This window comes from Stenotrophomonas sp. GW821-FHT02D01 (assembly GCF_059421765.1).
This window is the reverse complement of record NZ_JBWKVP010000001.1, coordinates 376,830-391,158: the sequence shown is the minus strand read 5'-3', so window position 1 is coordinate 391,158 and position 14,329 is coordinate 376,830. Positions and strand designations below refer to the sequence as shown.

The 14,329-nt window shown below is 66.3% G+C and carries 15 protein-coding genes and 1 tRNA gene; 8 read left to right on the top strand and 8 right to left on the bottom strand.

Annotated elements, in window-relative coordinates:
• Position 1: 1 nt before the first annotated feature.
• The 8 genes from AC07UW_RS01790 (at position 2) to AC07UW_RS01755 (ending at position 7,175) form a co-directional block, all read left to right on the top strand.
• A complete protein-coding gene (locus AC07UW_RS01790; RefSeq protein WP_223494371.1) occupies positions 2-661 on the top strand; it encodes a hypothetical protein in 660 nt (219 codons plus the stop codon).
• Between the two features lie 106 nt (positions 662-767).
• Positions 768-1,970: a phage tail sheath C-terminal domain-containing protein gene (locus AC07UW_RS01785; RefSeq protein WP_223494370.1), complete on the top strand. Its 1,203-nt coding sequence runs from the start codon at positions 768-770 to the stop codon at positions 1,968-1,970.
• A gap of 2 nt (positions 1,971-1,972) precedes the next feature.
• The gene (locus AC07UW_RS01780; protein ID WP_093817501.1) at positions 1,973-2,476 is read left to right on the top strand and encodes a phage major tail tube protein; all 504 of its coding nucleotides are present in this window, start codon (positions 1,973-1,975) and stop codon (positions 2,474-2,476) included.
• A gap of 83 nt (positions 2,477-2,559) precedes the next feature.
• Positions 2,560-2,850: a phage tail assembly protein gene (locus AC07UW_RS01775; protein ID WP_394195987.1), complete on the top strand. Its 291-nt coding sequence runs from the start codon at positions 2,560-2,562 to the stop codon at positions 2,848-2,850.
• Positions 2,851-2,970: 120 nt separating this feature from the next.
• On the top strand, positions 2,971-5,442 hold the full coding sequence (locus AC07UW_RS01770; protein ID WP_495211278.1) for a phage tail tape measure protein: 2,472 nt from the start codon (positions 2,971-2,973) through the stop codon (positions 5,440-5,442).
• A gap of 2 nt (positions 5,443-5,444) precedes the next feature.
• Positions 5,445-5,912 carry a phage tail protein gene (locus AC07UW_RS01765; protein WP_105163537.1) on the top strand — a complete coding sequence of 156 codons (468 nt, stop codon included), beginning with the start codon at positions 5,445-5,447 and terminating at the stop codon, positions 5,910-5,912.
• Positions 5,896-6,111, top strand: coding sequence for a tail protein X (locus AC07UW_RS01760; RefSeq protein ID WP_099842002.1), 216 nt, complete (start codon positions 5,896-5,898; stop codon positions 6,109-6,111). Before AC07UW_RS01765 ends, AC07UW_RS01760 begins: the two co-directional genes overlap by 17 nt.
• A complete protein-coding gene (locus AC07UW_RS01755) occupies positions 6,102-7,175 on the top strand; it encodes a phage late control D family protein (protein ID WP_394195983.1) in 1,074 nt (357 codons plus the stop codon). Before AC07UW_RS01760 ends, AC07UW_RS01755 begins: the two co-directional genes overlap by 10 nt.
• A gap of 31 nt (positions 7,176-7,206) precedes the next feature.
• Here the strand turns inward: AC07UW_RS01755 and AC07UW_RS01750 are convergent, their stop codons facing one another.
• The 8 genes from AC07UW_RS01750 to fabF all read right to left on the bottom strand — a co-directional run bounded on the left by AC07UW_RS01750 (position 7,207) and on the right by fabF (position 14,258).
• Complete coding sequence (locus tag AC07UW_RS01750) at positions 7,207-7,587, bottom strand: tautomerase family protein (RefSeq protein WP_025874066.1); 381 nt, start codon at positions 7,585-7,587, stop codon at positions 7,207-7,209.
• A gap of 424 nt (positions 7,588-8,011) precedes the next feature.
• Positions 8,012-8,086: transfer RNA gene (locus AC07UW_RS01745), tRNA-Val, on the bottom strand.
• A gap of 132 nt (positions 8,087-8,218) precedes the next feature.
• The gene (locus AC07UW_RS01740) at positions 8,219-8,572 is read right to left on the bottom strand and encodes a PilZ domain-containing protein (RefSeq protein ID WP_025874071.1); all 354 of its coding nucleotides are present in this window, start codon (positions 8,570-8,572) and stop codon (positions 8,219-8,221) included.
• The gene (locus tag AC07UW_RS01735) at positions 8,569-9,525 is read right to left on the bottom strand and encodes a DNA polymerase III subunit delta' (RefSeq protein WP_495211277.1); all 957 of its coding nucleotides are present in this window, start codon (positions 9,523-9,525) and stop codon (positions 8,569-8,571) included. The genes AC07UW_RS01740 and AC07UW_RS01735 overlap by 4 nt, the downstream gene beginning before the upstream one ends.
• A complete protein-coding gene (tmk, locus tag AC07UW_RS01730) occupies positions 9,522-10,187 on the bottom strand; it encodes a dTMP kinase (RefSeq protein ID WP_223494365.1) in 666 nt (221 codons plus the stop codon). The genes AC07UW_RS01735 and tmk overlap by 4 nt, the downstream gene beginning before the upstream one ends.
• A complete protein-coding gene (mltG, locus tag AC07UW_RS01725; RefSeq protein WP_032977352.1) occupies positions 10,184-11,245 on the bottom strand; it encodes an endolytic transglycosylase MltG in 1,062 nt (353 codons plus the stop codon). The genes tmk and mltG overlap by 4 nt, the downstream gene beginning before the upstream one ends.
• A gap of 293 nt (positions 11,246-11,538) precedes the next feature.
• Entirely contained in the window at positions 11,539-12,903 is a 1,365-nt protein-coding gene (locus AC07UW_RS01720; protein WP_495211276.1) for an aminodeoxychorismate synthase component I, read from the bottom strand.
• Positions 12,904-12,995: 92 nt separating this feature from the next.
• Positions 12,996-14,258, bottom strand: a complete 1,263-nt coding sequence (gene fabF / locus AC07UW_RS01715) for a beta-ketoacyl-ACP synthase II (protein ID WP_025874076.1) — start codon at positions 14,256-14,258, stop codon at positions 12,996-12,998.
• Positions 14,259-14,329 lie beyond the last annotated feature (71 nt).

Genomic DNA, 14,329 nt, shown 5'->3' with positions numbered 1-14,329 from the left:
CATGGCCAGTGGCTACCGCTCTGCAGGCGTCGACTTCGACGACCTGTTCGATGCCTACGTGGAAGGACCTGTCGCCCAGGACTCGGGCCGTCGCGTAGGCGGCACCGACCTCAGCCGCCGCTATGCCCACATCCAGTACGGCAGCAAACGTGCCGATGTGGGCCACCGGGTCAACGGCATGGACGTCTCCAACCTGTGGGCCGCACGCGGCAGCGCGACCTACCGATTGCCGTTCCATGGCAAGGGCTACTCGGCAAGCAACGGCGCCAAGACCAACTCCACCGGCACCGTGTCGGCAACCGTCTCGATCCAGATGTATGCCGACGGGACCTACGCCATCCGCAGCGGCGTCGCCGGCGGCGGCAATGGTGGAAGTTCGACGGTGGCGTCTGGCCAGTGGCTTCCGGCGGGTGCCAACGCTTCCGAGTACGAGATCCAGATCACCGGTTCCTCGCCCACGAAGGCGTCCTTCAGCACCAGCGCTCCGTCCTTCGTACCGGCGTCGAACTCACCGTCGGCAGGCGTCTCCATCAGCGTCCCAGCCAGGTCCGCCAACTACGAATCGGACAACGTCAGCATTTCCGTCGCGCTGCGTCGTGCCGGTGGCAATGCCCAGGTCTCCAGCTTCAGCGCCAGCGTCAGCGCCTCCGGCTGGGTCTGATCGATCACCGGGCCACCGCTGCAATTATCGCGGCGCCCGCCTTTTCCGAAGATATACCCGTCGCCTGCATCTGCAGGCACACCACCACACCGAGGAACCTCTCCGAATGACCGAATTTCTCCACGGCGTACAGGTCGTCAACATCGACACCGGTGCGCGCTCGATCGCTGTTGCATCCACCAGCGTCATCGGCATCGTCGGCACTGCGCCGCTGGCCGACGCCGACGCTTTCCCCATCAACACGCCTGTCCTGGTCACCTCGCAGTCGCAGGCCGCCAAGCTGTCGGCCAAGACCGGCACCGAAGCCGGCACGCTGCCCGGCGCACTGGATGCGATCTTCGACCAGTCGTCGGCCGTCGTGGTGGTGATCCGCGTCGAGAACGGCGCCAACGAAAGCGCTACCCTGGCCAACGTGCTCGGCGGCGTGAACGCACAGACCGGCGCGTACTCCGGCGTGCATGCACTGCTGGCTGCCAAGTCCATCGTCGGCGTGAAGCCGCGCATCCTGGTCGCCCCGGGCTTCACCCACCTGCACCCGGCCGATCCGGCCAGTCCGGACACTGTCCTGGCCAACCCGGTCGTGGCCGAGCTGCTCGGCATCGCCGACAAGCTGCGCGCCATCATCATCAAGGATGGCCCGAACAGCAACGACGATGCGGCCAAGTCCACCACCGCACTGACTGGTTCCAAGCGTGTCTACGTGGTCGATCCGGCCGTGCTGGTGCAGCAGGGTGAAGCGATCGTCAGCCGTTACGCCTCCGGTGCCGTGGCCGGTGCCATCGCCCGCAGCGACAACGAACGCGGCTGGTGGGCATCGCCGTCCAACCAGGAGCTGTACGGCATCGTCGGCACCGCTCGTGCGATCGACTTCGGCCTGTCCGATGCGACCAGCCGCGCCAACCTGCTGAACCAGGCCAACGTAGCGACCATCATCCGCGAAGGTGGCTTCCGCCTGTGGGGCAACCGCACCGCCAGCATCGATCCGAAGTGGCAGTTCCTGTGCGTGGTGCGCACCGCCGACATCATCGCCGACAGCCTGGAGGCTGCCCACCTGTGGGCCGTCGACCGCGGCATCAGCAAGACCTACGTCGATGACGTGCGCGAGGGCGTCAATGCCTTCCTGCGTGGCCTGAAGACGCAGGGCGCGATCCTCGGTGGCAACTGCTGGATCGACCCTGAACTGAACGCAGCGGACAGCGTGGCCGATGGCCGCTTCTACTGGGACTTCGACTTCACCCCGACCTACCCGGGTGAGCAGCTGACCTTCCGCATGCACATGAACAACAACTACGTCTCGGAGATCTTCTAAGCATGGCGCGCAAGATCCGCAAGAACTTCAACTTCTACGTCGACGGCAAGGGTTTTGCTGGCAGCGTAATGTCCTTCACCGCTCCCAAGCTGTCGCTGAAGACCGAGGACTTCCAGGCCGGCGGCATGCTCGCCCCGACGGAAATCGTGCTCGGCCACGACAAGCTGACCGCCGAGGTCACCTTCGCCTCCGATGACGCGGAGATCATGTCCAAGTTCCACGTCATCGAGAGCAAGGAGTATGGCTTCACCGCCCGCGAGGCGCTGGAAGCCGACGATGGCTCGGTCACTTCGGTCGTGCACAACATGCGCGGCAAGGTGAAGACCCTCGACCGCGGCGAAACCAAGGTCGGCGAAAAGGGCACGGTCAAGGTCTCCCTGGCACTGAGCTACTACAAGCTGACCCATGGCGTGCAGGTCGTGCAGGAGATCGACGTGACCAACATGATCGCCCGCCAGGGCGGCGTGGACGCACTCGCCGGCATCCGCGGCGCCCTGGGCATCTGATCCCCGGCACCGCCTCGACGTACACGGGGGCGCACAGCGCCCCCGGATCCACTGCAACTCCATCGACATTCGGGAACACAGCCATGTCCAGCAAGACCAAGACCACCACCGACACCGTCATCGAACGCGACGGCTATGCCGAAATCACCCTCTCCCGCCCGCGCCAGGTCAATGGCGTGGACACCGCCGTGCTGCGCATGCGCGAACCGACCGTGGAAGACATGGAGCGCTACCAGGACGACAAGGGCACCGACGCCCAGCGCGAGGTGCGCATGATCGCCAACCTGTGCGAGATCGCACCGGATGACGTGCGCAAGATGCCGCTGCGCGACTACGCCCGCCTGCAGGCTGGCGTCGCGCTTTTTACCACCTGACCCTGCCGCAGATCAGGCAGGGAGCGCTCGCCCTGGCCGGCCATACCGGCTGGGGCCTGCGCGAGATCATGACGCTGCGGGTGTCGAAATTCATCTGGTGGATACAGGGATTGCCGGTACATGGCGAGTAACGTTCAAACGACAACGATCACGATCGGCGGCTCGGTTTCCCGATCGTTGCAGGACGCACTGTCCTTCAGCAACGATGGCCTGAAGCGCCTCGGAGATGAAGCCGACAAGCTCGAGCGCAAGCTCAATGTCATGGGCAGGTCGAGCAACCAGTTCGCCCGCATGCGTGCCGAGGCCGATGCGTTGCGCGCTTCCCAGGAAGCGTTGCAGCGGATCGAAGACAAGCGCACGGCGAATCTTGAGAAGCGCGAAAAGCTGGGCTCGGCGTTTGGCGATGCGCGCGGCATGCTCGGCAGCGCCATCACCACGCTGGCCAAGCCGGTGGAGAACGCCGCCGGCTTCGCGCGCGAGAACCAGGCCATCGGCAACGCCGCCAACCTGACCCGCGCCCAGGTCGCTGCGCTGGGCCAGACCATCCTTGCCGAATCCAGCCGTACCCACCAAGGCGCGGGCGAACTGCAGCGCGCGGTCAGCCAGCTGGTCGCCGCAGGCCTGGATGCGCAGACCGCACAATCCAGCCTGAGCGCGATCGGCCGCACCACCACCGCTACCGGCGAGAGCATCGACGACGTCACGTTGGCGGCGTCGGGCCTGCAGCAGGCGCTGAAGATCAATCCGGCCGGCCTGCAATCGGCGCTTGATGTGCTGGTGGTGGCAGGCAAGAACGGTGGCCTGGGCCTGAAGGACGTGGCCGGTGCATTGCCGGTGCTCGGCAACGCATTCCAGTCGCTGCAGATGCACGGCAACGCCGCCGCCGCCACCATGGGCGCTGCGCTGGATGTCGCCCGGCAAGGCGCCGGTGGTGCCGACGAAGCGGCCGGCAACATGCAGCGCTTCATGGCCAGCATCCTCTCGCCCGACCTGCAGGCACGCGCCAAGAAGGGCTTCAAGCTGGACCTGCGCAGGATCATCAGCGAAGCGCAGAGCAGCGGTGGCAATCCGTTCGACGCGGCGATGCAGGCGATCATGCAGGCCACCGCCGGTGACCAGACGAAGATCGGCAAGCTGTTCGGCGATGCACAGGCGCAGAACTTCGTGCGTCCGATGATCCAGAACTGGGATGAGTACATCCGCATCCGCGACAAGGCGCTCAACAGCTCGGCGGGCACCACCGACAGCGGCTTCGCGGCCAAGCTGCAGACCGACCCGGAAAGGATCGAAGGCGCCAGGATCGCCGTGGACAACCTGTCCAAGGCCTTCGGTGCCGCGCTGCTGCCGGCCGTGGGTGAGGCGGCGGTGAAGCTGACCGAACTGCTGAACGGCGTTGCGTCGTTCGTGCAGGAAAACCCGAAGCTGATCGCCAATACCACCCAGGTCGTAGTCGGCCTGATGGGCATGCGCACTGCGGTGCTCGGCGTGCGCTATGCGTGGACGTTCCTGCAGGGCCCGATCCTGGCGGTGCAGAAGGCCTTCGAGCTGTTCCGCGGCGGCAGCCTGCTGGCGCAGATGGGGCAGTTCGGTCCGACGGCAATGCGCTTGGCATCCGGGTTCCGCGTGGTCGCGACCGCCGTCGGTGCCATCGGCGGCGGTCCGATCGCCATCGCCATCGCCGCCATCACCGCCGGCGCACTGCTGGTGCGCAAGTACTGGGAGCCGATCAAGGCCTTCCTCGGTGGCGTCTGGGATGGCCTCAGCGGCGCAGGAACCGCCGCCATGGGCGAACTGATGCGCGCCGTCGAGCCGCTGCGCCCGGCATGGGAAGCGGTCGGCGGGCTGCTGGGCCAGGCATGGGACTGGCTCTCCAAAATGCTGGCTCCCGCGCAGTACACCGGCAACGAACTTTCGCGCGTAGCGGAGATCGGCAGCTTCGTCGGCACGGTGCTCATGGAAGGCCTGCGCATGAATATCCAGCTCATCGGCGGCCTGATCCAGTACGTCGTCTGGATGGGCAGCGTGTATACGACCGTGGCCAGCGCGATCGGAGACGGAATGAGCATGACATGGACGTTGATCAAGTCCGGCGCCGAATTCCTGTTCGACTGGCTTGCCGAAAAGCTGGAGTTCCTCGCACCGTACATCGAGAAGCTGATGGGCTTCGTCGGCGGCGGGCTGGGCAAGGTCAGCGAACTCGTCGGCAAGGGCATGGACTTCGGGAAAGAGGTGCTTGCTGGCGGTGCTGATGCAGTCGGCAGTGGCATGGTGGCGTACACCAACATGCGCGCCAACGGCAGAGGGGGCTTGGATGACGCCGCGGGCTTGGCCAAGGACGTAGCCACCTTCGATGCGCCGGGCGCCGGCAAGCGATGGGCTGGTATCGGCGATGCTGCTAAAGGCCGCCCAGCCCCCCCGATGCCCTCTGCCACCGCACGCACCCCCACCACCGTGCAGCAGCAACAGACCAACAACATCACCATCCACCAGCAACCGGGTGAATCCAGCGAGGCGCTGGCACGGCGTACCGCCAACGCGCTGCAGCACCAGCAGGCCGTGCAGGCCCGCGCCACCCTGGGAGACAGGAACTAAGCATGAAGCGCGAGTTCGTAACCGGCGCAGTAGACAAGCTGCTGTCGCAATTCAAGGGCAATGATTCCGGCAACGCGCCGGTGCTGCTGATGCTGGGCGGCTTCAAGTTCAGCCTCAACACGGCCGTATTCCAGCAGATCCAGCAGTCCAACGATTTCCGCTGGCAGGCCCAGGATCGCGTCGGGCAGATGCCTGCACTGCAGTACACCGGCCCGGGCTCGGCCACCATGACACTGCCAGGCGTTGTCTACCCGCTGTTCCGTGGCGCTGGCAACGAGATGTCGCAACTGCGCAAGCTGGCCAGCCAGGGAAAACCGCAGCGTCTGCTGACCGGCAAGGGCGGCAATCTGGGTCTGTGGGTCATCGAGAAAATCGACGTCACCTCCAGCGAATTCACAGTCGACAGCCAGATCCAGAAGCAGGACTTCACACTCACTCTCCGGAAGCACAGCGATGGCACGAACGTATAACACCCGCGATGGCGATGTCGTCGACCGCGTTGCCTACGCGCACTATGGCGAGCAATCGCCGGCGATCCTGCGCGCGGTGTTCGATGCCAACCCCGGCCTGGCCGCGCGCGGCCCGGTGCTCACTGCTGGCGTGGCGATTGTCCTGCCGGACGTGCAGCGCCCCGCCAAGGAACGCAAGGGGGTATCACTATGGGATTGAACATCGCACCTGCGTTCCGCGTGGTGGCCAACAGCCAGGACATCACCGACAAGATCATGTCGCGCTTCAAATCACTGCGCATCACCGACGAGACCGGCAACAGCTCGGACACGTTGGAGCTGCAGTTGGCCGACCACGATCCGAACGATCCGATCCAGCTGCCGCCGGTGGGGGCGGAGCTGGAGGCCTTCATCGGCTACGACGGCGAGGTGCGGCGCATGGGCCTGTACGTCTGCGACGAGGTGGAGATTTCAGGCTATCCCGGCAGCATGACCCTGCGCGCACGCGCCGCACCATTCGAAACCAGCAAAGGCGGCAAGAACGATCTGCAGACGCAGAAAACGCGCACATGGAAAAAGGGCACGACGATCGGCGACATGGTCAAGCGGATGGCCGCCGAACACGGCCTGACCGCTGCGGTAAGTGCGTCGCTGGCATCCATCGTGCTGCCGCTGACGGTGCAATCGCAGGAGTCGGACATGAACCTGCTGCTGCGCTTGGCCAAACAGCACGACGCCATCGCCAAACCGGGCGGCGGCCGGCTGATGCTGGTCAAACGTGGCGAATCGACCACCGCCAGTGGCGAACGCATTCCGGAGGTGACCCTTACGCCGGCCGATGGCAGCAGCTACCGCGTCACCATCGCCGCCCGCGACGATGCCGGCACCACCATCGCCTACTACCGCGATGTGCGTGGCGCGCAGCGCCAGGAAGTGAAGGTGGGCAGCGGCGAACCGATCGTGCGCCTGCGCATGGCCTATGCCGACCGCGAAACCGCCGAAGCCGCAGCGCGCGCCAAGCACCGCGAGCAAGCGCGGCAGACGCGTACGCTGAGCTACAGCCTTCCAGGCCGCGAGACGCTGATGGCCGAGGCTACGGTGATCATGCAGGGCTTTCGCGATGGCGTGGATGGCGAGTGGCTGGTCAAGCGCGCCGAGCACAGCATCGGCAGCGACGGCTATCGCACCAGCATCGAGTGCGAGCAACCCAACAGCGCCGAAGCCGTGAAGGCGGCCAGCACCGCAGCGGTCAAGCAGACCCCGCAGGTGGGCAGCGAAGTGTAGATCCACGCCATGCGTGGATGCTCTTCGCGCATCAGCTCACGTACTGCGCTTGGCCATTACCGAACGACCAGTTCTCCTTCTTCACTTCCACCAGATTGATGAACACATCCTCGCGGCGGATCCCCACCGCCGCGTGCAGGCCATCGGCAATACCGGCATACAGCGCCTTCTTCTGCTCCAACGTGCGCCCTTCGTTCCAGGTGATCTGGATGCAGATGAAGTCATCGGTGCGGGCGATGCCCAGGTAGCCCGGGTCGTACACGAGCGTGCCGGCGTCGTGCTCCTGGAAGATCTGGAAGCGATCGTTTTCCGGCACGCCGACGGCACGCATGGCCTGGTAGATCGCTTCGCCGACACGCTGGCGATACTCGACGGATTTACCTTTGCGAAGATCGATACGGGCGAGCGGCATGGTGGCACTCCAGGGATGGGAAGGGGCGCGGCAATGGGCCGAGATTACGCCCGCCGAGGGCGGCGGGACAGCGCACGGATGGAACCCTCTGCTTCCATCCATGGCATGCGCCGCGCGGGGGCTGCACGGCGTTCGGGTGTCGCAACACACAGAACGGGGAACACTTGATGTGTCTGGGTATTGTTGCGAACGTTCCCTCGTCCTCGAGCTTCAGCACGCGGCACAGCATGTATGCGTTGACGGGTATACCGATCAGCAGATCGGCGACTTCCATCGAAACGCTCTGCTGCTGGCCGCACGCCAGATCGCGCACGCCGCGCATGCAGACCTCGGCGATGCGATCACCGCCGTGGCAAACAAGTCCGGGTAAATCGCAGGCAACAAAAAAGCCCCCATCGCTGGAGGCTTTTTTCGTTCTGCAACATGGTGGGCGGTACAGGGATCGAACCTGTGACCCTTGCCGTGTGAAGGCAATGCTCTACCGCTGAGCTAACCGCCCGGTGTGTTGCTGAGCCGCTCATTATAGGGCGGTTTTTCAGGGCGTCAACACCTTTTCACATCCTGTTTCCCGGCCCATTTCCCCGATCAGCCGGGCACGGCCCGGCCCCACCGGGCAGGCCAATCCGCAACCTCACATCGTATGCGTCGGCTTGTCCGAACCGGTCAGGCCGGCCAGGATCGTTTCGATCTTGTGGCGCACCGTCTCGCCTTCCTGGCCATCGGCCAGCTGCACGCCGATGCCGGCGGTGCGGTTGCCCTGCGCACCGGCCGGAGTCACCCAGATCACCTTGCCGGCCACCGGCAGGCGCTCGCTGGAATCGGGCAGGGTCAGCAGCAGGAACACCTCATCGCCCAGGAAATAACGCTTGGGCGTGGGCACGAAGATGCCGCCATTCTTCACGAACGGCATGTACGCGCTGTACAGCGCGGCTTTGTCCTTCACTGCCAGGGACAGGATGCCCTGGCGGGCGTTGCTGGCACTCATCGATTTCCCCTTGCGGCAGGCCGCTCGTTCACCTTGTTCCAGGCCAGCAGCAACTCGACCACCGCAAGGTCTGCGCGCACGGTGGTGCGCAGCAGGTCGCGGGTGCGGTTGGCCGCATCGAACCAGGCTGCAAGCTTGTGCAATCGCTCCGGCGTGGTCAAGGCATCGGTGCTGGCCTGGGCCAGCGCCAGGTCGGCAGCGAAGCGCAGGCGCAGCGCCGCGTTGTCATCGGCGCACCACTTCTGCGCCAGCTCCACCGCGCCGGTCTTGCCAGCGGCCAGCTGTTCCAGCTCACGGCCGACCTCGCGACGCAGGCTCAGGCCATCTTCGCGCAGCCAGTTGTCGGCCTGCCCGGGATGGCCGCGTGCTGCATCCAGCGCCTCACGCGCGGCCGCTTCGCTGTGGCCCTGCTGCTGCAGCCAGGCCAGCGCTTCCTCGCGCGGCGGCAGCTTGAATTCCAGGCGCTGGCAGCGGCTGCGCACGGTCTGCGGCAGGCGCGCCGGGTCGCTGCTGATCAACCACAGGTAACGCCCGGGTTGCGGTTCTTCCAGGGTCTTCAGCAGCGCATTGGCGGCCGAACGGTTGATGGCATCGGCCGGGTCGACGATCACCACCTGCGCCACGCCGTACTGCGGGGTCAGCGCCAGCTTGTTGGTGATCTCGCGCACCTGCTCGATCACGATCTCGGTGCGCAGCTTGTCGCCGCTCTTGTTCGGAATGAAGCTGATCAGCTGCAGGTCGGGATGCGTGCCGGCGGCAATCAGCTGCCGGGTACGGGTGGCATGCGCGGCATCCCCGCGTGCCAGCACGTGGTCGGCCAGCGCCAGGGCCACCTCCCGCTTGCCCAGCCCGGCCGGGCCACAGATCAGCAGGCCATGGCCCAGCCGATCTGCATCCAGTGCAGCCACGGTCTGGTCGAACGCGCGCTGCTGCCAGGGCGAGAACGTACTCATGCGCCCTCCCCTTGCTGCAGCCAGTGCTCGACACGCGCAACCACATCAGCAGCCACGCGCTCCTGCACCTGTCCTGCATCAACCAGCGCGAAACGCTGCGGGTCCTGCTGCGCACGGCTGCGGAACACTTCGCGCACGCGCTGGAAGAAATCGTCCTGTTCGCTTTCGATGCGGTCCGGCCACAGATCGCGGCCGTTGGCACGCGCGCGGCCGACAGCCACGTCCACGTCCAACAACAGGGTCAAACCGGGCAGCAGGCCAACGGCGCGGCGCTCCAGGTCAGCGATCCACTGCGGGTCCAGGCCGCGGCCACCGCCCTGGTAGGCGTAGCTGGAATCGGTGAAGCGATCGCTGAGCACGTAGGCGCCGCGCTGCAGCGCCGGCTGGATCACCTGGCGCACATGCTGCGCGCGTGCGGCGAACACCAGCAGCAGCTCAGCCTCGGCACTGAGCGGCTCGGCGGCAATCTCGGCATCGGGCTTCAGCACCAGGCCGCGGATGCGCTCGGCCAGCGGCGTGCCACCGGGCTCGCGGGTCAACACGACCTCATGGCCGTGGCGGCGCAGGCACTCGCGGATGGCGTTGATGGCGGTGGTCTTGCCCGCGCCCTCGCCGCCTTCCAGGCTGACGAAACGGGGATGGCGAAGCAGCGCGGAACTCATTGCGCCGGAGTCTCCTGGGTGCGTTGCTGGCGCAGCTGCTGCAGGTAGCGGGCTACGGCGGCGTTGTGTTTGTCCAGGCTGGGCGAGAACACGTGCGCGCCACTGCCATCGCCCACCGCGACGAAGTACAGCGCATCGCCCGGTGCCGGTTGTGCAGCGGCCATCAGCGCATCGCGGCTGGGCATGGCGATCGGGGTCGGGGTCAGGCCAGAGCGAGTGTAGGTGTTGTAGGGCGTATCGGTGGTCAGGTCGCGGCGGCGGATATTGCCGTCGTACGCCGCGCCGATGCCATAGATCACGGTCGGATCGGTCTGCAGGCGCATGCCGATCTTCAGGCGGCGCATGAACACGCCGGCAATCTGCGGTCGCTCGCTGGCCAGCGCGGTTTCCTTTTCGATGATCGACGCCAGCGTCAGCAGCTCGTAGGGCGTGTTGATCGGCAGATCCGGGGCGCGGCTTTCCCAAGCTTCGTCCAGCGCCTTCTCCATCGCGCCGTGGGCGCGCTTGAGTACGTCCAGGTCACTGTCGCCGCGCTGGTAGACGTAGGTCTCCGGCAGGAAGCGGCCTTCCGGATGCTGGCCGGCGAAACCGAGGCGGTCCATCAGTGCTGCGTCATCGAGGTTGTCGGTGGTGTGCAGCAGCGGATCAGCGCGTTTGAGCGCGGCGCGCAGCTGGCGGATGTTCCAGCCTTCGATGATGGTGACGCGGTGCTGCAGCACCTTGCCCGCGCGCATGCGCAGCAGCAGCTCGCGCGGAGTCAGGTCCTTGCTCAGTGCGTACTCGCCCACCTTCAGCTTGCCGGCGGCGTCCAGCTGGCGGGCCAGCAGCTGCCACTGGGTGTCCTGGCCCTCGTCCACGCCGGCCTCGCGCAGCTTGCGCAGCACGCTGTTCATGCCATCGCCGCTGGCGATGACCACGCTGTCCGCACTGGGGGTCAACGGCACGTCGGCAAACTGGCTCTGCTTGTAGAAGAACCACGCGCCCGCGCCGGCCACGATGGCGGCCAGCACCAGCAGCAGCGTTACCACCAACAGACACCCGCGCTTGGCTCCCGCCATGGACTACCTCTGAACTCGATTCCGTCGTGCAGGATACCGTGCCGGTGGTGTGGGGTCATGACCAGAGCCACGCATCCGTGCCGACCAACGGTCGGCACCCACCCGCCATCTCCAGTGGATCCACGCCATGCGTGGATGAACCGCCATGGGAGCATCCTTGCCGACGAACGGTCGGCACCCACCCGCCATCTCCAGTAGATCCACGCCATGCGTGGATGACCCGCCATGGAGGCATCCGTGCCGACCAACGGTCGGCACCCACCCCGCCGGGCCATACCGGCGGGGCCGCCCCCTCAGCCCTGCTGCCCCAGCGCCCGCAGCAGGCCGCGGGCCTTGGCCCGGGTTTCGTCCAGTTCCTTGTCCGGGTCCGAGTCGACCACGATGCCGGCACCGGTTCGGAAGCTGACCTCGCTGCCGTCCACTTCAGCGGTGCGGATCAGGATGTTCAGGTCCAGGTCGCCATCGCGGTTCAGCCAGCCGAACGCACCGGTGTACGCGCCGCGCGGCACCTGCTCCAGCTCGCTGATGATCTGCATGCAGCGCACCTTCGGGCAGCCGGTGATGGTGCCGCCAGGGAAAGTGGCGGCGATCACTTCGCCTGGGGTCACGTCCGCGCGCAGGTGGCCGCTGACGTTGCTGACGATGTGGTGCACGTGGGCGTAGCTTTCCACGGTCATCAGCTCGTCCACCACGACCGTGCCGGGCAGGCAGATGCGGCCCAGATCGTTGCGCTCCAGGTCGATCAGCATCACGTGCTCGGCGCGCTCCTTGGGATGGCCGACCAGCTCCTGGATGCGCGCGGCATCGTCGTCGCCCTCGAAGCGCGGACGGGTGCCGGCGATCGGGCGGGTCTGCGCGTGGCCGCCATGCACCGATACCAGCCGTTCCGGCGACGAGCTGACCACATGCCGGCCGTGCGCACTGAACAGGCCGGCAAACGGCGCCGGATTGGCCCGCCGCAGCTGCGCGTACAGCGCCTGCGGGCTGACCGGTGCTGCGAAGTGCGCGCTCCAGCGCCGCGATAGGTTCACCTGGAACACGTCGCCGGCGCGCAGGTAGTCGATCACCCGGCGCACACCCTCGGTGAAGCGCTGTGGCTCGTCTTCGCTGACCGACTGCGGCGGCTGCCAGCCCTGCCCGGCCGGCGGCAGTTCACCCGCTACCAGCGTGACCAGCGAGTCCAGCAGTGCTTGCTCGCCCGCTTCGGCAATGAGGAAGCTGGCGTCGGCCTGGTGGTCATGCAGCACGGCGGCCGGGCAGCGCAGGGCAAGTGCGGTCGGCCGGCCGTCATCGCGCGCGCGCGCCGGCAGCACCGGCTCGACCTGGCTGGCCACTTCGTAATCGAGCATCAGCGCCCAGCCACCGCGGAACGGCAGCGCGTGGCCGCCGTCGTGCGGCAACCGCTGTGCCTGCCATGCGCGGTCCAGCGCCTGCAGGAAGCTGCCGGGCTGCACCGCACCGTGCTGGTCGCGCACCTGGCCATCGGCGTCCAGCTGGAGGGTGTCGCCCTGCGCGGCCAGCAGCAGACTCCAGCGGCCCTGCGCAGTGCCCGAGGCGGTGGACTCCATCAGCAGCGGGAAACGCGCCGGGTCGCGCTGCTGCAGGGCCAGCAGGTCGATCGGGTGTGGCAGCGGGTGGATCAGCGGGGCGTGGGTCATGGCAGCCAGTTCGGGAGACGGATACACGGAAGCCGCCTTGCGGCGGCCTCGTGGTTGGCCGAGCCGAGCATGGCTCGACCCTACAGGAGCGATCAGACGCGCTTGAAGATCAGCGTGCCGTTGGTGCCGCCGAAGCCGAAGCCATTGGACATCACCACGTCGACCTTGGCCTGGCGTGCTTCGTTGGGCACGTAGTCCAGGTCGCAGCCTTCGCCCGGCTGCTGCAGGTTGATGGTCGGCGGAATCACGTTGTCGCGCATTGCCAGCACCGAGAAGATCGCTTCCACGCCGCCGGCAGCGCCGAGCAGGTGGCCGGTCATCGACTTGGTGGAGCTGACCATCATCTTGTAGGCGTGGTCGCCGAAGGCGGTCTTCATCGCCATGGTCTCACCGAGGTCGCCCAGCGGGGTCGAGGTGCCATGTGCGTTGAGGTAGCCGACCTGTTCCGGGGTGACACCGGCGTCCTTCATGGCCATGGTCATGCAGCGCGCAGCGCCTTCGCCGTTCTCGCTCGGCGCGGTCATATGGTACGCGTCGGAGCTGGCGCCGAAACCGGCCAGTTCGCAGTAGATCTTCGCGCCGCGTGCCTTGGCGTGCTCGTACTCCTCCAGGATGAGGATGCCGGCGCCGTCGCCGAGCACGAAGCCGTCACGGTCCTTGTCCCACGGGCGCGAGGCCTGTTCCGGAGCGTCGTTGCGGGTGCTCATCGCCTTCATCGCGCAGAAGCCGCCCAGCGCCGTCGGCGAGGAGCCGCGCTCTGCACCGCCGGCCACCATCACGTCCGCGTCGCCGTACTGGATCATGCGCATGGCGGTGCCGATGGAATGGTTGGAGGTGGCGCACGCCGAGACCGCCGAGAACGACGGGCCCTTCAGGCCACTGATGATGCTCAGCTGGCCCGGCAGCATGTTGATGATGGTCTTGGGCACGTAGAAGGGAGAGATCTTCTTCCCCTCGTGGAACTCGATGGTCTGCTCTTCGATGCCGAGCAGGCCGCCGATGCCGGCGCCAACGATGGCGCCAATGCGGTCGGCGTTGGCGTCGGTGATCTCCAGGCCCGAATCATGCAGGGCCATGAAGGCGGCACCGAGGCCGTAATGGATGAACGGGTCCATCTTCTTGGCATCCTTGCCGCTGACCCGGTACTTGCCGAACAGTTCGTTGTCGGCGGTGATGTCAAAGCCTTTGACCTCACCTGCGATCTTGGTGGTGAACCGTTCCAGGTAGGCATCAGAAACGTTGGTCAGCGGACCGATGCCCGAACGACCGTGGGTGATGCCTTCCCAGCTGCTGGCCAGATCATTGCCCAACGGCGAGACCATACCCAGGCCGGTTACGACGACGCGACGCTTCATTGCTGATTCTCCTGACCCGAACGTTCTTTGCGGGTAACGCGGTTTACTTCGGTGTGGTACGCAAACACACG